Raw genomic sequence first — 17541 nt, 5'->3', positions numbered from 1 at the left:
GGTGGGTACCGGCGCGCAGTTGGCCAACGCCTTGCGGTCGTGGTCGGTGCTGCGCTTCGAGGTGACCGAGGATCCCAGTGAGGGCGTGGACGGACACCGCTGGTGCCACACCCCGCAACTCGGTCTGTGGAGCGGCGCGATGAGCGCCAACGGGGACGTGATGGTCGGCGAGCAGCGGCTCCGTTCCCTGATGGCCTCCGGCGCCGACGCGCTGGCCGCCGATCTGGACTCGGTGCTCGGCACGGCCTGGGACGAATCGCTGGAGCCCTACCGCGGCGGTGGCGACACCGGCGAGGTCACCTGGCTGAACAGGGGCGTCGGCTAACCCCCGACGCTCAGCCGCACCCGCACGGTGTCGCCGTCGTCGATACCTTCGGGCCGGCGCAGCGCCACCTTCAGCGGCACCAGGTACACATCGTCTTTCGGGATCAGCGATGTCGTCACCTCGGTGGCACCGATGCCCACCCGGGCCGGGATGACGCCCCACCCGTAAGTCAGCTCACCGAGGTGCGCGCGCAGGAAATCGTCGACCTCGGGCGGCGTCTCGACGAAGAAATAGGGTGCCGGGCCACGCCACTGGAACACCGCACCGTCGAACTCCCAGTCCACGGCTCGATGCTAGGGCGTGAGGATCTTCAGCGCGCCCGGTACCGCGGTCACGGTGACGGGCAGCGGGCACACGTACTCGCCGTCGGCATAGGCGTTGATGCCCGGGCAGTCGACGGTGATCGTCGTCGCCCGCGCCGTGCGCACCTCGTCGAGATCGACATGGGTGCCCTTGAACACGGTGGGGAACAGCCGGATCAGCCTGGTCCGTGACGCCGAGGCCACCATCGTCGCGTCGAGCAGGCCGTCCCGCGGGTCCGCGCCCGGACAGATCTTCATGCCCCCGCCGTAGCTCCTGGTGTTGCCGAATGCGGCCAGGGTGAGCTCGGTGACGAGTTCCTCACCACCGTCGAACGACAGCCGGAACGGCAGCAGCCGCAGCTTCGAGATCTCGGCCACCATGGCCAGGTTGTAGCGCATCCGGCCGTGCGGCCAGGTCATCCGGTTGGTGCGGTCGGTGACCAGCGAATCGAACCCGGCGGCCATCACGGTGCCGAACCAGCGGTCGGTGCCGTCGGCACCGGAGATCCGGCCCAGGTCGATCTCGCTGATGTTGCCGTCGGCGATCACGTCGGCGGCGGCCGCGGGATCCTTTGCCGGGATACCGAACTCGCGGGCGTGGTCGTTGCCGGTACCCGCCGGGACGATGCCCAACGGGATGTCGGTCTGGGCGAGCACCTGCAACGCCAGCGAGATGATCCCGTCACCGCCGACGACGACGAGCGCGTCCATGCCGCGTTCCAGCGCACCCTCGACGAGCTGGCGCGCATGTGCGGAGTCACGGCCCGCGATGGCCACCACATCGACGCCGCGCCGGTGCAGCTGGGTGATGGCCCGCTCCGCGGCGTGCGGTGCGCTGCCGTGCCCCGACGCCGGGTTGGTCAGGACGGTGACCCGGTTGATCACGGAATCAGCTTGCCGGGGTTGAGGATCCCGGCCGGATCCAGGGTCGACTTGACCGATCGCAGGATCTCCACGCCGAGATCGCCGATCTCGGCCGGCATCCACGGCCGGTGATCGGCGCCGACGGCGTGGTGGTGGGTGATGGTGGCCCCGGTGCGCACCATGGCGTCCGAGGCGGCGGCCTTGGCGCGGCGCCACTGCTCGATCGGGTCACCCTGCTGGGCGGCGACGACGGTGAAGTACAGCGACGCTCCGGTGGGGTACACATGCGAAATATGGCACATCACCAGTGCCTGCCCGAGTGACTCGGACAACGCCGCGGTGACGGCGGCCTTGAGCGCGGGKATGTTGGACCAGTTGGTCGCGGTTTCCAGGGTTTCGCACAGTGCGCCGGCCGCCAGCAGCGAATCCCGCAGGTACGGAGCCCCGAAGCGGCCGTGTTCCCACCCCTTGGCCGGTGCTTCACCCAGGGAGGTGGCGCCGTTGGCCCGCAGCAGCGCGGCGGTCTCGGCGTGGCGGCTCTCGGTGTGGGCCGCGGTCCCCTCGAACACGGTGATAGCCAGGCAGCCGCCGGTGATGGTCTGCTCGCCGATGCTCTCGGTGGTCGCCAGGTTGACGCCGGTTTCGGCCTCGTCGGAGAGCCGGAGCACCGTCGGTCCGGTGCCGGTCTGGATGACGGCACGCAAAGCGGCTGCGCCGGTGGCGAAATCGGGGAACGACCAGGCCTCGTAGCGGGTGGACTCGGACACCGGATGCACCCGGACCCGCACACTGGTGATGATGCCGAACACGCCCTCGGAGCCGACGATGAGCTGGCGCAGATCGGGGCCGGCTGCCGAGGCCGGCGCGCGGCCCAGGTCGAGCACGCCGGCCGGTGTCACCACGCGCAGCCCGCGGACCATGTCGTCAAATCTGCCGTAACCGGCGGAATCCTGTCCCGAGGACCGGGTGGCGGCGAACCCGCCGATCGTGGCGAACTGGAAACTCTGCGGGAAGTGCCCGAGTGAGAAGCCTTGTGCGCCGAGCAATTCCTCGGCGCGGGGGCCGGTGACACCGGCACCGAGTTCGGCCTCGCCGGATTCCGTGTCGAGGCTGTGCAGCGCGTCCAGGCGTCGCAGGTCCAGCGAGATGACCGAGGCGAATCCGCCACGTTCGGGGTCGACGCCGCCGACCACGGTGGTGCCGCCGCCGAACGGGACGACGGCGATCCGGCGCTCGGAACAGACGCGCAGCAGTTCGACGATGTCATCCTCCCCGCCGGGAAGCAGCACCGCATCCGGAGCATCCTGCACACCGGTATCCTTGCGGCGCAACAGGTCCGGGGTGGACTTGCCACCGGCCCGCAGCAGCCTGCTGGTGTCGTCGGTGCGGCAGAACTGGGCTCCGACAACGGCTTCCAGCGCTGCGCGGTCCGCGTCGGTCAGTGCCGAGGGGCGCACCCGGACCTCGGTGATCGCCAGTTCGGGGGTGGCCGGGCCGTCGATACCCAGCGCCTGCTGCAGGAGCGCCTTGATGCCGTCGGAGAGTGGCTTGGCGGCCCGCGGGTCTCCCCAGGCATTCCACTTCATCGGGGGTTGCAGGGCGGCATCAACGGGCGTCATGCGTTACAGTATTACATATCATGTCAATCRGTAACGATGAGTCGCTCGGCGATCGGATCCTCGATGCCGCCGCTGCCTGCGTGCTCGCCTACGGCATCGACCGGGTCACTCTGGCCGAGATCGCCCGTCGCGCCGGCGTCAGCCGCCCGACGGTCTACCGGCGCTGGCCGGACACGCCATCGATCCTGGCCGCCCTGCTCACCTCCCGGGTGACCCGCGTACTCGACGACGCCGGTGACCGCGAGGTCGGCCGGGAGGCGCTGGTCGCCCGCATCGTCGCGGTCGCCGAACGCCTGCAGCACGACGAGATCGTGATGTCGGTGCTGCACAGCGCCCCCGAACTGGCGATGGTCTACATCGCCGAACGGCTGGGCACCAGCCAACAGATCCTCATCGATGCCACCGCCGGTCAGATCGAACTGGCCCAGGAGCACGGCAGCGTGCGTGCCGGCGATCCACGCCGGCTGGCCGCGATGTGCCTGCTCATCACCCAGTCGACCGTGCAGTCCGCGCAGATGGTCGAGCCCATCCTGGGCGCCGCCGATCTGGCCGCCGAACTCGCCCACGCCCTGAACGGATACCTGCAGCCATGAACCCTGCACCCATCGAGGACAGCGCCCTCAACCGCGAGCGCCGCAGCGCCGAACTCACTGCCCTCGCAGACGGCGGGCCCGTCGATGTCCTGGTCATCGGCGGCGGGATCACCGGCACCGGCATCGCCCTGGACGCAGCGACCCGCGGGCTGCGGGTAGTCCTGGTGGAGAAACACGATCTGGCGTTCGGCACCAGCCGCTGGAGTTCCAAACTCGTGCACGGCGGGCTGCGCTACCTGGCCACCGGCAATGTCGGCATCGCCCGCCGCAGCGCCATCGAACGCGGAATCCTGATGACCCGCAACGCACCTCACCTGGTATCCGCCATGCCGCAGCTGGTTCCGTTGCTACCCGGTATGAACCGGGCCTCCCGCGCTCTGGTCCGGGTCGGGTTCGTGGCCGGCGACGGGCTACGCCGATTGGCGGGGACCTCGGTCAAGACGCTCCCGCGGTCACGCCGGGTCGATGCCGCCCGCGCGGTGGAGCTGGCGCCGACGGTGCGCCGTGACGGACTCGACGGCGCCTTCCTGGCCTACGACGGTCAGCTGATCGATGACGCCCGGTTGGTCACCGCGGTGGCCCGCACCGCCGCCCAAAACGGAGCCACGGTGTTGACCCGGGTTTCCGCCCATGGCGCCCAGGGTGATTCGGTTCGCCTGGTCGACGAGCTCACCGGTGAATCGGTGGACGTGCGCGCCCGCGCGGTGATCAACGCCTCCGGTGTGTGGGCGGGGGAGGTGGACCCGTCGATCCGGCTGCGGCCCAGCCGCGGCACCCACCTGGTCTTCGACGCGGCCACCTTCGGCAATCCCACTGCGGCACTGACCATCCCGATACCGGGGGAGCTCAACCGGTTCGTCTTCGCGATGCCCGAGCAGTTGGGCCGGGTGTACCTGGGCGTGACCGACGAGGACGCACCCGGGCCGATTCCCGATGTGCCGCAACCGACGCAGGCCGAGGTGTCCTTCCTGCTCGACACCGTGAACACCGCACTGGACACCGCGCTGACGCAGGCCGATGTCCGTGGGTCCTACGCCGGGCTGCGGCCGCTCATCGAATCCGGCGGGCACACCGCCGACGTGTCCCGTGAGCACGCGGTGACCGAATCACCCCACGGCGTGATCAGCGTGATCGGCGGCAAGCTCACCGAATACCGCTACATGGCCGAGGACGTGGTGGACCGCGCGGTGGCGCTGCGCGGGCTGGCCGCCACCGAATGCCGCACCCGCAACCTGCCGTTGGTGGGTGCGCCCGCCAATCCGGTCGCCACCCCCCGGGCGCCGTCGGACATGCCGTCCTCACTGGTGGCGCGCTACGGCGCCGAGGCCCCCAACGTCATCGCCCGGGCCACCTGCGACCGGCCCACCGAGCCGGTCGCCGAGGGAATCGATGTCATCCGCGCCGAATTCGAGTACGCGGTGACCCATGAAGGCGCGTTGAGCGCCGAGGACATCCTGGACCGCCGCACCCGGATCGGCCTGGTGGCCGACGACCGCGGGCGTGCCGAAGCCGCGGCCGCGGAATTCGTCTGAGCGCTACTTGGTCGTATAGCCGCCATTGGCCAGAATGGTCTGGCCGGTGATCCACCAGCCCTCGCCGACCAGGAAGCGTACTAGCGGAACGATATCGGCCGGATCGGTCAGACCCGTCGAGGTGAACTTCGACAGGTCGGCAGCATTCTGGTTGTACTCGGCCGACTCTGTGCTTTCCTGACCGTAGAAGAACGGTGTCTCCATCGGACCCGGCGCAATGGCTGTCACTGAGATACCGCGTGGGCCGAATTCCTTGGACGCTGCCCGTGTGAAGTGCTCCACGGGGGCCTTTGATCCGGCGTAGATGGAGTACAGGCCGGTGAAGGCGCCGAGCAGGGATGTAACAACGGTCGTGAGCTTCCCGCCGTCCGCCAGGTGTTTGCCAGCCTCCTGCATGAAGAAGAACGCCGTCTTGGCGTTGATGGCGAAGATCTTGTCGAAATCGTCCTCGGCGATATCCCCGAACGGCTTCTTGATCACCATGCCGGTGGTGTTGATGGCGATATCAACGCTGCCCATCGCGCCTTTGGCATCGGTCCACAACTGGGTGACCGCTGCCGCGGTGGTCAGGTCGCCCTGGAGCAGAAACGCCTCCGCGCCAAAGGCCCGCACAGCAGCGGCGGTCTCGTGGGCGGCTGCTCTGCTGCCCTCGCTGTTGTAATGCACGGCAACCGCCGTGGCGCCCTGCTCGGCCAGGTCACGGGAGATCAGGCCCCCCAGATTCTTCGCACCGCCGGCGATCAGCACATTCTTACCCGCGATGGTGCGGCCCGGACTTGTCATCGACCCTCCTGAATTGTTTGCCCGAGGCTAAGGCCGTGGAGGTGCCGGACGCCTTCGAAAAAACTATGGTGGTTGCGGAAAACATCCACCGGGGGAGAGTTCATGCGGGTTTGGCAGGGGGAACGACCCAGGACGCCGCGAACGGTGCTCGCCCGCCGTGGTCTCGCGGCCCAGGGCATGAACTTTTCCTTTGTATCCGAACGCATAGCGACGCCCACCGACTGGTGCTTTTCCGAGGGACACCATGTGCTGGTCGTGCATCGTGACGGCCGGCTGAAATCGATGGAGAGTGAGTTCACCTCCGGCCCGACCGGGCGGATTCTGCCGCGCGTCGGCGACGTATGGGTGATACCGGCTGACCACCGATACGCGGCACTGGCCACTGGCGATACCGTGGGATTTTGCGAAATTGCTTTTCCCGCAACAGCTTTGCCGAGCAGGCAGTTGACGCCTCGAATAGGGCAGCTCGACCCGTTCCTGCACCGATTGACCGACAGGCTCGCCGGGTTGGCCGATCGTCACGATGCGATGTCGCGCCTGATGCGGGACAGCATCGCCGAGACTGTCCGGCTGCACATCGTCGACAGCTACACCGCAGAAGGCGCCTGCGCCCGATCGCCGCGAGATCTGGATGCCTCGACAAAAAATGCGTTGGTCGAGCATCTGGAGACAAGTCTTGACGCCGACATCACCCTGGCGTCGATGGCCGACTTCGCGGAAATGGCTCCCGCCGACTTCATCCGCGCATTCGCGGCTGCCTTCGGCACCACACCGCACCAGTACCTGATCGAACGCCGCATCAACCGGGCCAAGACGCTGCTTTCGGCCAGCGTCGCGTCGATCACCGAGATCAGCATGAGCGTCGGCTTCTCAACGCCGAGCCATTTCGCGACGACGTTCAAACAGCGGGTCGGTGTGACACCGTCGGCCTACCGGGCCGCCGCGCGCTAGGCACGTCTGAAACGCCGAAACTGTATTCCAGAAGGCGAATGACGAGTGAGGGCCTTCTGGAATACAGTTTCGCGGGAAATACGGGTTACAGCGGGATGTTCTTGTGGCGGCCGCGTCGTGCGGGCGCCTCGGCCAGCGCCTGGGTGATCACGCTGCGGGTGTGGGCGGGATCGATCTTCGCGTCCACCACGCCGATCTCGATGGCGCTGTCCACGCCACCGGCGATCCGCTCGTGCTCGGCGGCCAGCTCCTCGTGCAGGGCCTCGCGCTCGTCGTCGGCGGCGGCGGCCAACTTGCGCTTGTGCAGGATGCCGACCGCGGCCTTGGCGCCCATGACGGCGACCTCGGCGTCCGGCCAGGCGAAGACCTTGGTGGCACCGAGTGACCGCGAGTTCATCGCGATGTAGGCACCGCCGTAGATCTTGCGGGTGACCAGCGTGACGCGCGGAACGGTGGCCTCACCGAACGCGTGCAGCAGCTTCGCGCCGCGGCGCACCACGCCGCCCCACTCCTGGTCGACACCGGGCAGGTAGCCCGGGACGTCGACGACGACGACCAGCGGGATGCCGAACGCGTCGCACAGGCGCACGAAGCGCGCCGACTTCTCGGCGCTCTCGGAGTTCAGGCAGCCRCCGAGGCGCAGCGGGTTGTTGGCGATGACGCCGACGGTGCGACCGGCCAGTCGGCCCAGGCCGACCACGATGGACGGCGCCCAGCGGGACTGGAACTCCTCGAAGTGGGTGTCCTTGTCCAGCAGTGCCTCGACGATCGGGTGCACGTCGTAGGCGCGGCGCGCGGACTCGGGCATCAGGGCTTTGAGGTCGGTGTCGCCGGCCTCGGCCTTGCTGCGGTCGAAGTGACCCTGCTGGCAGAACAGCCCGACGAGGCGGCGGCCGCGCTCGTAGGCGTCGAGCTCGCCATCGGCGACGATATGGCAGACACCGGACTTCTTGTGGTGGGCTTCCGGGCCGCCGAGGGACACCATGTCGACGTCCTCGCCGGTCACGCTGCGCACCACATCGGGCCCGGTGACGAAGACCTTGCTGTCCGGCGCCATCACGATGACATCGGTCAGCGCGGGGCCGTAGGCGGCGCCACCGGCGGCGAAGCCGACGACGATCGAGATCTGCGGGACATACCCGGAGGCACGGATCATGGCCTCGAAGACCAGTCCGACCGCGTGCAGGGCCTTGACGCCTTCGGCCAGGCGCGCGCCACCCGAGTGCCAGATGCCGACGATCGGGCTCTGCTCCTCGATGGCGACGTCATAGGCGTTGACGATGTGCGCGCAACCCTCGACGCCCATCGCGCCACCCATGACGGTGCCGTCGGTGCAGAACGCGACGGTCTTCACGCCGTTGACGGTGCCGGAGGCGGCCAGCACACCGGACTTGTCACGCTCGTGCAGCACGGACACGCTGCCGTCGTCGAAGAACATCTTCAACCGGAGCAGTGGGTCGCGCGGGTCGAGCGACTCAGCTGCTGCCTCGGGAGCCATAGTGGTCATCCAGTCCTCCTCATTACGCGTCGGAATGGTGACCGGCGCCTTCGGTACTTCTGTCAGTACTTTCCGAAGGTGAGCGCCACATTGTGCCCACCGAATCCGAACGAGTTGTTGATCGCGTACTTGTAGTCACCGGTACGGGGCTCGCCAGCCACCACGTCCAGGTCGATCTCGGGATCCAGATTCTTAAGGTTAAGCGTCGGGGGGATGATCCCGTCGCGCAAGGCGAACACTGTGAGAATGGACTCCACCGCGCCGACAGCGCCCACGGAGTGACCCAGCGCCGACTTCGGCGCGTACACCGCGGGCTTGTGGCCCTTCATCGCATTGTTGATCGCCACGCCCTCGGCGACGTCACCGACACTGGTGCCGGTCGCGTGGGCGTTGATGTGGTCGATATCGCTGGGCTGCAGGCCGGCGAGCTGGAGGGACCGCGACATCGCGTACCCGGCCTGCTCACCGTTGGGGTCCGGCGCCACGATGTGGAACCCGTCGGAGGTGACGCTGGCACCCATGATGCGGGCCAGGATGTTGGCACCGCGCGCCTTGGCGTGCTCTTCGGTCTCGATGACCATCATCGCGCCGCCCTCGCCGAACACGAAACCGTTGCGGTCCCGGTCGAACGGCCGGCAGGCGCCGGCCGGGTCATCGTTGGTGTTGGAGAGCACGATGCGCATCTGGGCGAAGCCTGCGATCGGCACCGCTTCGATCTTCGTCTCGACACCACCGCAGATGGCGATGTCGGCCTCGCCGAGCACGATGTTGCGCCAGGCGTTGGCGATGCCCTCCGAACCCGATGCGCAGGCCGAGATGACGGTGCTGACACCGGCTTTGGCCTTGCGTTCGAGTCCGACGGCAGCGGCCGCGCCGTTGGGCATGTACATCTGCACCACCAACGGTGAGACCGCCCGCAGGCCCTTGGCCCGCATGCCGTCGTAGGCGAAGACGAGTTCCTCGGCCGATCCCAGACCGGTGCCGATGGAGACCATCAGACGCTTGGGGTCGACTTCGGGGGAGCCTGCGTTCTCCCATACCCGACGGCCGATGACCGTCGACATCTTCTGCAGATAGGACAGGCGACGCAGTTCGACCCGGTTCAGCTCGCTGTCGAAGTCCTCGAGCAGATGGCCGCCGATGCGTACCGGCAGGTCGTACATCTCGATGAAATCGTCTTCGAGTGTCCGGATGCCGCTTTCACCCGCCAGCAGCTTTTTCCACGTCGTATCTGCGTCGGTCGCCAACGCGGTCGTCATGGCTACGCCAGTGACGACCACGTTGGGAAGACCGTTCCCCGTTGAGAGCCCAGTCACGCTGTTCCCCACCTCTTACTGCCACATCCACATTCCTGCCGAGGACTCTCCTCTGAATCCCCGGTAACGATCCTCAGTAACGTCCGAACGCCAATGCCACATTGTGGCCACCGAAACCGAACGAGTTGTTGATGGCGTACTGGTAGTCGCCATAACGAGGCTCGCCCGCAACAACATCGAGATCGATCTCAGGATCGGGGGTCTCGTAGTTGAGGGTCGGCGGGATGACACCGTCACGGAGCGCCAGCACCGTCAGGATCGACTCCAGGGCGCCGACGGCACCGATCGAGTGACCCAGTGCCGACTTCGGCGCGTACACCGCGGCGTGGTCCACTCCGGCGACGCGCAGTGCATTTGCCTCTGCGGTGTCACCGATCGGGGTTGCCGTGGCGTGTGCGTTGACGTGGCTGATGTCCTTGGGGGACAGCCCCGCGGTTTCCATCGCGCGCTTCATCGCCTGGCCGGCCCGAAGACCGTCCGGTGACGGAGCGACCATGTGGAACGCATCGGAGGTGATACCGGCACCCATGATGCGGGCCAGCGGCTTGGCGCCACGGGCCAGGGCGTGCTCCTCGGTCTCGATGACCATGAGCGCACCGGCTTCGCCGAACACGAAACCGTCCCGGTCCTTGTCGAACGGCCGCGAGGCCGCCGTCGGATCACCGTTGCGGGTCGACATCGCACGCATCATCGAGAACGCGGCGATGGGCAGCGCCTCGATGGCGCCTTCGACGCCACCGCAGACCGCGATATCGGCGTCACCCATGACGATCTGTCGCCATGCGTGGGCGATGCCCTCGGAGCCCGACGAACACGCCGACACCGGTGTGATGACACCGGCGCGGGCCCCGAGTTCGAGGCCGACCACGGCGGCTGCACCGTTCGGCATGACCATCTGAACGGCGAGCGGGGACACCTTGCGGGGCCCGCCCTCGTTCATCGCGTCATACATCTCGACGATCTTCTCGCCGCCACCGAGACCGGTGCCGATCACGACCGCAAAGCGGTCGGGATCGACCTCCGGACGTCCGATGCTGTCCCACAGCTGATTGCCGAGGTACTTCGACATGCGCTGCACGTAGGACATGCGGCGGTGTTCCAGCCGCGACATCAGTGGATCGAGGGGTTCCGCGAGGTGGCCACCGATCTTGACGGCCAGGTCCCACTTCTCGACGAAATCGTCCTCGAGAATGCGGATGCCACTTTCGCCTGCCAACAAGCCCTTCCACGTGCTCTCGATGTCCGGCGCGAGCGCAGTGGTCGCCGTGACGGCGGTCACGACGACGTTAGGGAAACCGCCATTAGCAGTGGAAGGACGTGTCACTGTGCGAACTTCTCGCGCAGTGCGGCGGCAGCCTCGGGGTTCTCTTCTTCCAGCTTCTGGATGTAGGAGACGACGTCACCGACGGTGCGCAGGCCGGCCAGATCCTCATCGGGGATCTTCACGCCGTACTTGTCCTCGGTCTGCACGGCGATCTCCACCATCGACAGCGAGTCGATGTCCAGGTCGTCGACGAAGGACTTCTCCATCGTGACCTCGGAGGGCTCGATGCCGGTGACCTCTTCGATGATCTCGGCGAGGCCGGCGATGATTTCTTCTTGGTTGGCCACAATGGCTCCTTCTTGTTACGGCACTCCGGCTGTCGGAGTGAGGTTGAACGTCTTGGTGTTCGGGCAGTGCTACCCGGACTCAGAGCTCGGCGAGTCCGTCCAGGTCTGACGGGGCCTTCACCGCATGTGTCGGTGTGCCCTTCAGTTCTCGTTTGGCGATACCGACCAGGGTTCCCGCGGGCGGGAATTCCACGATGGCCGACACCTCCAGGCCGCGCAGCGTCTCGTTGCACAGGTCCCAGCGCACCGGCCGGGTCATCTGCGCGACGAGCTTGGCCATCGCGTCGGCTGCCGAAGCGACCGGCTTGCCGTCGGCGTTGGACAGCAGCGTCGCGGTGGGCTCGTTGGTGGCCACCGTGGCGGCTGCCGCGGCGTAACCCTCGGCCGCGGGAGCCATGTAGCGGGTGTGGAACGCCCCGGCGGTGGCCAGCACCCGGACCCGGGCCTTGGCCGGCGGATCCTCGGCGAGCTTCTCCAGTGCCGCGACCGCTCCGGCGGCGACGATCTGGCCGGCGGCGTTGCGGTTGGCGGGGATGAGGTCCAGGGACTCCAGGCGGGCCAGCACCTCGGCCTCTTCACCACCGAGCACCGCGGCCATGCCGGTCGGCTCCAGTGCGCAGGCCTTGGCCATTTCCGCACCGCGGGTGGCGGCCAGCTTCACCGCGTCATCGGCGGAGATGACGCCGGCGATGGCATAGGCCGCGATCTCGCCGACCGAATGCCCGGCGACGGCGGCATCCTTATCGGCGATGAGGCCACGCGTGGTCAGTTCTTCGTGTGCCAGCAGAGTGGCGGCCACCACCAGTGGCTGGGTCACCGCGGTATCGGTGATCTCCTCGGCGGTGGCGGTGGTGCCCAGGCGCGCCAGGTCCAGTCCGGCGATCTCCGACCACGCGCTCAGTCGTTCCGCCGCACCGGGCAGCTCCAACCACGCGGTGAGCATGCCGGGGGTCTGAGAGCCCTGTCCGGGAGCAAGCAGAGCAAGCACAGTCTTTTGGGGCACGGATTAAGAGAACACTGTGAGAGCCCCTCAGCGCGGTGTAAGAGATTATGAACCTTGTCTTATTCTTTTGTGGAGTTTCCACAAAAGCGCACGTGAAGCGACCGTGCCGAGACCTGACCGCGATCTGGACTCATGGGGTGTATCCGCCCCAGCGGGTGATCTGTTGTCCGTTTGACGCCGCGGAATAGCCGTTTGGCGAGCTGAAGTGGCTTGCGTCACCTTTGAGCCGTCCCACCGTCGCGGCGACCCGCAGGACGTACGCATCGCGGGGGACGGTCGGATCCCGTCCGGTGAAATCGGTGATTCGCTTGAGGCGATAGCGCACGGTGTTTGGATGAACCGTCAATTTGCGGGCACACGCCTCGATGGCCCCACCGGAATCGAGGTAGGCGTCCAGCGTCTTGGTGAGCGCGGGGTCGGCGTCGGCCAGGGGGCGCATCACCTCGGTGGCCAGCACGGCGATCGCGTGCGGGTCGCCGAGCAGCGCCCGCTCGGGTAACAGTTCGCGGGACGAGACCGGACGCGGCGCCCCGCTCCAGCCTGCGACGGCGTTCATCCCGGCGATGGCTTCGGCGGCGCTGCGGTGGGCCGCGCCCAAGGTCGGCACCGTGGGTCCGATGACGACCGGGCCGTCGCCGAAGACGTTCATCAGCTCGGCAAGGAACCGTTCGGTCGGTGACAGCCCACCGGTGACGATGGTGACCAGCCAGGTGCCGTGCACATCCGACAGGGCGGCGCGACCGCACTTCCTGGCCGCGGCGTGCACGTCGTCACCGGCCTGCTCGATCCGATCGGGGCGTGGCAGCCCGACGATGACGGTGGCCGGTGCGGTCGCGTCCCAGTTCAGTGCCGCCGCCTGGGACTGCAGCGCGGGTCCCATGTCCCCGCGGACCACGGCGTCGACCAGGTTGGCCTCCATCCGGGTGTCCCAGGCGCCGCGTGCCTCGGCCTGGTCGGCGTAGGCGGTGGCGGCGGCGAACGCCAGGTCGCGGCTGTAGCGCAGGATGCCCGCGGTCAGCGCCGTCAACTGCTCCTCGTTGCGGGCCAGCAGCGGCACGACTTCCTCGAAGTACTCCATGGTGACGCGCACCATCTCCACCGACTGACGCAGTGCGACACGACGGCGCAGATCCTGAGGCACCACTTCGAAGGCCTGGGCGGTGTAGCCGACGTCGCTGTTGGGATCGCGCATCCATTCGACGAAGTTGATCACCGCGGTCTGCACGACCAGCTGCACGCTGGCGCGCTGGGAGGCCTCCAGGTCGGCGAAGAACGGCAGCCGGGTCTCCAGGGCGTGGACCGCCTCGGTCGCCAACCGGCCGGAGTACTGCTTGAGGCGGCGCAGCGCCGACTCGGGGACGCTCTGCAGCACTTCCAGCGTCGACGCCGGAGGTGGGGCGAACCGATTGTCGGGCATCCCCAAAAGATACGCCTGTTTTTTGTATGGATCCGTTTGTCAGGAGTTGTGGGAGCGTCAGCCGGGATGAGTCCGACTGACGCTCCCACCACCCACTAGGCGCTTCCGGTGTCGGCGTAGGAGACGCCGGCCGCCTTGACGTCGTCGATCTGGTACTCCTTGGCGGCCGCGATCGCCACCGACGGATCGATCTCCCCGTCGCGGGCGAGTGCTTCCAGGACGGCCACCACGACCGACTCCGCGTCGGTGTTGAAGTAGCGGCGCGCCGCCGGACGGGTGTCGGAGAAGCCGAACCCGTCGGTGCCCAGGGTGAGGTAGGTGCCGGGCACCCAGGGCCGGATCTGCTCGGGAACCGCACGCATCCAGTCCGAGAACGCCACCACGGGTCCGGTGGCATCGGCGAGCACCTGGGTGACATAGGCCGTGGGTGCCGGCTGATCGGGGTGGCGCAGCCGTTGCTTCTCGACCGCGACACCGTCACGGTTGAGCTCGCCCCAACTGGTCACCGACCACACATCGGCGGCCACGTCCCACTTCTCGGCGAGCATGTCGGCGGCCTTGATCGCCTCGGGCATCGACACCCCCGAGGCCAGGATCTGCGCGGTGCTGCTGCGCTTCTCCGGAGCGGCCCGGAACCGGTACATCCCGCGCAGCACGCCCTCGGGATCGAAGTTCTCCGGCTCGGCGGGCTGCACGTAGGGCTCGTTGTAGATGGTGATGTAGAAGAACACGTTGTCCGGGTTCTCCCCGTACATCCGCTGCAGGCCGTTCTCCACGATGTGGGCGATCTCGTAGGCGAACGCCGGGTCGTAGGTGACCGCGGCCGGGTTGGTCGAGGCGAGCAACAGCGAATGCCCATCGGCGTGCTGCAGTCCCTCACCGGTCAGCGTGGTGCGACCGGCGGTCGCACCCAGGACGAACCCGCGGGCCATCTGATCGGCGGCCGCCCAGAACCCGTCGCCGGTGCGCTGGAACCCGAACATCGAATAGAAGATGTAAATCGGGATCATCGGCTCGTTGTGCGTGGCGTAGGAGGTGGCCACCGCGGTGAACGACGCCGTCGAGCCGGCCTCGTTGATGCCCTCGTGCAGGATCTGGCCGATCTCGGATTCCTTGTAGGCCAGCATCAGCTCGGAGTCCACCGCGGTGTAGAGCTGGCCGTTGCGGTTGTAGATCTTGAGGCTCGGGAACCACGAGTCCATACCGAACGTGCGTGCCTCGTCCGGGATGATCGGCACGATGCGCGGCCCGATGTTCTTGTCGCGCAACAGTTCCTTGAAGGTCCGCACGGTCGCCATGGTGGTGGCCACCGGTTGCTTGCCCGACCCCTTCTTCAGCGCCTTGTAGGTGTCGGTGGGTGGCAGCTTGAGCGCCTTGGACTTGGTGCGGCGCTCGGGCAGGAACCCGCCCAGGGTGCGCCGGCGGTCCAGCAGGTACCGGATCTCGGGGGCATTGGGCCCGGGGTGGTAGTACGGCGGCAGGTACGGGTCCTTCTCCAACTCGGCATCGGAAACCGGTACCCGGGTGACGTCGCGGAACGCCTTGAGGTCTTCCAGGGCAAGCTTTTTCATCTGGTGCGTGGCGTTGCGGCCCTCGAAGTGCTGGCCCAGCGTGTAGCCCTTGATGGTCTTGGCCAGGATGATCGTCGGCTGACCCTTGTGCTCCATCGCCGCCCGGTAGGCCGCGTACACCTTGCGGTAGTCGTGCCCGCCGCGCTTGAGGTTCCAGATCTCCTTGTCGGTCATCGGATCGACGAGGGCCTTGGTGCGCGGGTCGCGACCGAAGAAGTGGTCGCGGACGTAGGCGCCGTCATTGGCCTTGTAGGTCTGGTAGTCACCGTCGGGGGTGGTGTTCATCAGGTTGACCAGCGCGCCGTCGCGGTCGGCATGCAGCAGCGCATCCCACTCGCGGCCCCACACCACCTTGATGACGTTCCAGCCCGCACCCCGGAAGAACGACTCCAGTTCCTGGATGATCTTGCCGTTACCGCGGACCGGGCCGTCCAGGCGCTGCAGGTTGCAGTTGACCACGAAGGTCAGGTTGTCCAGCGCCTCGTTGGCCGCCACCTGGATCAGGCCGCGGCTCTCGGGCTCGTCCATCTCACCGTCGCCGAGGAACGCCCACACATGTTGATCGGAGGTGTCCTTGATGCCGCGGTCGTTCAGGTAGTGGTTGTAGCGCGCCTGATAGATCGCGTTCATCGGGCCAAGGCCYATCGACACCGTGGGGAATTCCCAGAAGTCGGGCATCAGCCGCGGATGCGGGTAGGACGGCAGTCCGCCACCGGAATGCGAGTGCTCCTGGCGGAAACCATCCAGTTGGTCGGTGGACAGCCGGCCCTCCAGGAAGGCGCGGGCGTAGACACCGGGGGAGGCGTGGCCCTGGATGAAGATCTGGTCCCCACCACCGGGGTGGGACTTGCCGCGGAAGAAGTGGTTGAACCCCACCTCGTACAGCGACGCCGACGATGCATACGTCGAAATATGGCCGCCCACACCGACTCCCGGGCGCTGGGCGCGGTGCACCATGATGGCGGCGTTCCAGCGGATCCAGGCTCGATAGCGTCGTTCGACGTCCTCGTCACCGGGGAACCAGGGCTCCAGTTCGGTGGGGATGCTGTTGACGTAATCGGTGGAGGTCAAGGCGGGAATGGCAACACGCTGCTCGCCGGCGCGTTCCAGCAGACGCAACATCAGGTAGCGCGCCCGGGCGGGACCGGAGCGTTCAACCAACTGGTCGAACGACTCCATCCACTCGGCTGTCTCCTCGGAATCGATATCGGGCAGATAGGAGGCAACGCCCTCCCTGATCACACGAACCCGGTCGGGTTCGCCTGTGGTGCCAGAGTTTTGGGCCAGGTCTTGGCGCGCGAACTCGGTGGTCAACTACGGCTCCTCGGTTGAAAGGTGCTTGGTGTCGGATACTTGATGCTTGTGGCACCCTCTATCGTCCCCCTATCCTGCCGCAGATCACCGGGCGGGGTTGCCTACCGCAATGATCTGCCCATCCGGCGGGTGAACCGGTAAGTTTGGCCACGATGCTGAACAGTTGGCGGGGGTCCGCAGCACCGACGCGGATGCGCATCGCTGCGCTGGCACTGGGAGCGCCCGCGGGCCTGGCCCTGGTCGTGGTGGGGTGCACGAGTGTCACCAGCGGTACCGCCACGGTGGACAAGGCCGACGCGCCGATCTACCAGGCCTCGGTGTCCGCGTCGATCGCCGAGTCGGTGGCGAGTTCCAGCGCCAAGGAGTCCGAGCGTCAGGTGTCCATCACCAACCGCGCCGTGCACACCTCGTGCGAGGCGATCAGCAACAGCAGCGCGGACGCCATCAGTTCGGTCAACGGTTATGTCGACGCGTACAACCAGAACGCCGACGTGGTGGCCACGGCCGGCCCGGCGATCGCCGCGCTGAACGGCAGCGCCGACCTGGTCTCGGGCAGCCTGTCCGATCCGCTGGGGCCGGAGTTGAGCGGCGCGCTGACCCGCTGGGTCGACGCGGCGCGGGCGGTGGCGTCGGCGATCGAGACAGATATCGGCCCGAGTCCGTTCAACGACGCCATCAACGAATTGAACGATTCCCGGACCGTGGCGCTGGACCTGTGCGACGCCGCATATTGACGAACTCGATCAAACTTGCTGCCAGTGGGCAGCTACCACAACACGACGTGCGACGATAGGGCTCCAGAAGTTCGGAGGCACATACGAAGCAGGATGAGGGAGGACAGA

Annotated in this window: 16 protein-coding genes; 5 read left to right on the top strand and 11 right to left on the bottom strand. The window is 67.3% G+C overall.

What is annotated here, in order from left to right:
* The coding region (locus AC1DTF_RS05010) for a DUF3145 family protein (RefSeq protein ID WP_477473267.1) at positions 1–325 on the top strand (325 nt) is incomplete at its 5' end.
* Here the strand turns inward: AC1DTF_RS05010 and AC1DTF_RS05005 are convergent.
* Genes AC1DTF_RS05005 through AC1DTF_RS04995 form a run of 3 tightly spaced genes read right to left on the bottom strand, consistent with a single transcriptional unit; the run spans position 322 to position 3077 of the window.
* The gene (locus tag AC1DTF_RS05005) at positions 322–609 is read right to left on the bottom strand and encodes a DUF1905 domain-containing protein (RefSeq protein ID WP_477473266.1); all 288 of its coding nucleotides are present in this window, start codon (positions 607–609) and stop codon (positions 322–324) included. The genes AC1DTF_RS05010 and AC1DTF_RS05005 overlap by 4 nt on opposite strands.
* A gap of 9 nt (positions 610–618) precedes the next feature.
* On the bottom strand, positions 619–1509 hold the full coding sequence (locus tag AC1DTF_RS05000) for a diacylglycerol kinase (protein ID WP_477473274.1): 891 nt from the start codon (positions 1507–1509) through the stop codon (positions 619–621).
* The gene (locus AC1DTF_RS04995) at positions 1509–3077 is read right to left on the bottom strand and encodes an FAD-binding oxidoreductase (protein WP_477473273.1); all 1569 of its coding nucleotides are present in this window, start codon (positions 3075–3077) and stop codon (positions 1509–1511) included. The genes AC1DTF_RS05000 and AC1DTF_RS04995 overlap by 1 nt, the downstream gene beginning before the upstream one ends.
* Before the next feature lie 50 nt (positions 3078–3127).
* Here AC1DTF_RS04995 and AC1DTF_RS04990 point away from each other — a divergent pair, with 50 nt between their 5' ends.
* A complete protein-coding gene (locus AC1DTF_RS04990) occupies positions 3128–3703 on the top strand; it encodes a TetR/AcrR family transcriptional regulator (RefSeq protein WP_477473272.1) in 576 nt (191 codons plus the stop codon).
* Complete coding sequence (locus tag AC1DTF_RS04985) at positions 3700–5235, top strand: glycerol-3-phosphate dehydrogenase/oxidase (protein WP_477473265.1); 1536 nt, start codon at positions 3700–3702, stop codon at positions 5233–5235. The genes AC1DTF_RS04990 and AC1DTF_RS04985 overlap by 4 nt, the downstream gene beginning before the upstream one ends.
* A 3-nt stretch (positions 5236–5238) precedes the next feature.
* Here AC1DTF_RS04985 and AC1DTF_RS04980 read toward each other — a convergent pair whose 3' ends face one another.
* The gene (locus AC1DTF_RS04980; RefSeq protein WP_477473264.1) at positions 5239–6018 is read right to left on the bottom strand and encodes an SDR family oxidoreductase; all 780 of its coding nucleotides are present in this window, start codon (positions 6016–6018) and stop codon (positions 5239–5241) included.
* A gap of 102 nt (positions 6019–6120) precedes the next feature.
* Between AC1DTF_RS04980 and AC1DTF_RS04975 the strand changes: the two genes are divergently transcribed.
* Positions 6121–6969 (top strand): helix-turn-helix transcriptional regulator, encoded by an 849-nt coding sequence (locus AC1DTF_RS04975; RefSeq protein ID WP_477473263.1) that lies wholly within the window; start codon positions 6121–6123, stop codon positions 6967–6969.
* A gap of 85 nt (positions 6970–7054) precedes the next feature.
* On the opposite strand, the gene AC1DTF_RS04970 is transcribed toward AC1DTF_RS04975, so the two are convergent.
* The 7 genes from AC1DTF_RS04970 to aceE all read right to left on the bottom strand — a co-directional run bounded on the left by AC1DTF_RS04970 (position 7055) and on the right by aceE (position 16699).
* Complete coding sequence (locus AC1DTF_RS04970; RefSeq protein ID WP_057169780.1) at positions 7055–8476, bottom strand: acyl-CoA carboxylase subunit beta; 1422 nt, start codon at positions 8474–8476, stop codon at positions 7055–7057.
* Positions 8477–8529: 53 nt separating this feature from the next.
* The gene (gene kasB / locus AC1DTF_RS04965) at positions 8530–9783 is read right to left on the bottom strand and encodes a 3-oxoacyl-ACP synthase KasB (protein ID WP_477473262.1); all 1254 of its coding nucleotides are present in this window, start codon (positions 9781–9783) and stop codon (positions 8530–8532) included.
* A gap of 73 nt (positions 9784–9856) precedes the next feature.
* Positions 9857–11107 (bottom strand): 3-oxoacyl-ACP synthase KasA, encoded by a 1251-nt coding sequence (kasA, locus tag AC1DTF_RS04960; RefSeq protein ID WP_057169782.1) that lies wholly within the window; start codon positions 11105–11107, stop codon positions 9857–9859.
* Positions 11104–11397 (bottom strand): meromycolate extension acyl carrier protein AcpM, encoded by a 294-nt coding sequence (acpM, locus tag AC1DTF_RS04955; RefSeq protein ID WP_057169783.1) that lies wholly within the window; start codon positions 11395–11397, stop codon positions 11104–11106. Before acpM ends, kasA begins: the two co-directional genes overlap by 4 nt.
* 76 nt (positions 11398–11473) lie before the next feature.
* Positions 11474–12382: an ACP S-malonyltransferase gene (locus tag AC1DTF_RS04950; RefSeq protein ID WP_477473271.1), complete on the bottom strand. Its 909-nt coding sequence runs from the start codon at positions 12380–12382 to the stop codon at positions 11474–11476.
* 145 nt (positions 12383–12527) lie between these two features.
* Positions 12528–13814 (bottom strand): PucR family transcriptional regulator, encoded by a 1287-nt coding sequence (locus AC1DTF_RS04945; protein WP_477473261.1) that lies wholly within the window; start codon positions 13812–13814, stop codon positions 12528–12530.
* Between the two features lie 95 nt (positions 13815–13909).
* Positions 13910–16699 carry a pyruvate dehydrogenase (acetyl-transferring), homodimeric type gene (aceE, locus tag AC1DTF_RS04940; RefSeq protein ID WP_477473260.1) on the bottom strand — a complete coding sequence of 930 codons (2790 nt, stop codon included), beginning with the start codon at positions 16697–16699 and terminating at the stop codon, positions 13910–13912.
* Positions 16700–16851: 152 nt separating this feature from the next.
* On the opposite strand from aceE, the gene AC1DTF_RS04935 reads away from it, so the two are divergent.
* Positions 16852–17433, top strand: coding sequence for a hypothetical protein (locus tag AC1DTF_RS04935; protein ID WP_477473259.1), 582 nt, complete (start codon positions 16852–16854; stop codon positions 17431–17433).
* The last annotated feature ends 108 nt before the right edge of the window (positions 17434–17541 follow it).

Source organism: Mycobacterium sp. P4_H6 (assembly GCF_056400845.1).
This window is presented reverse-complemented; position numbering and strand designations above follow the sequence as displayed.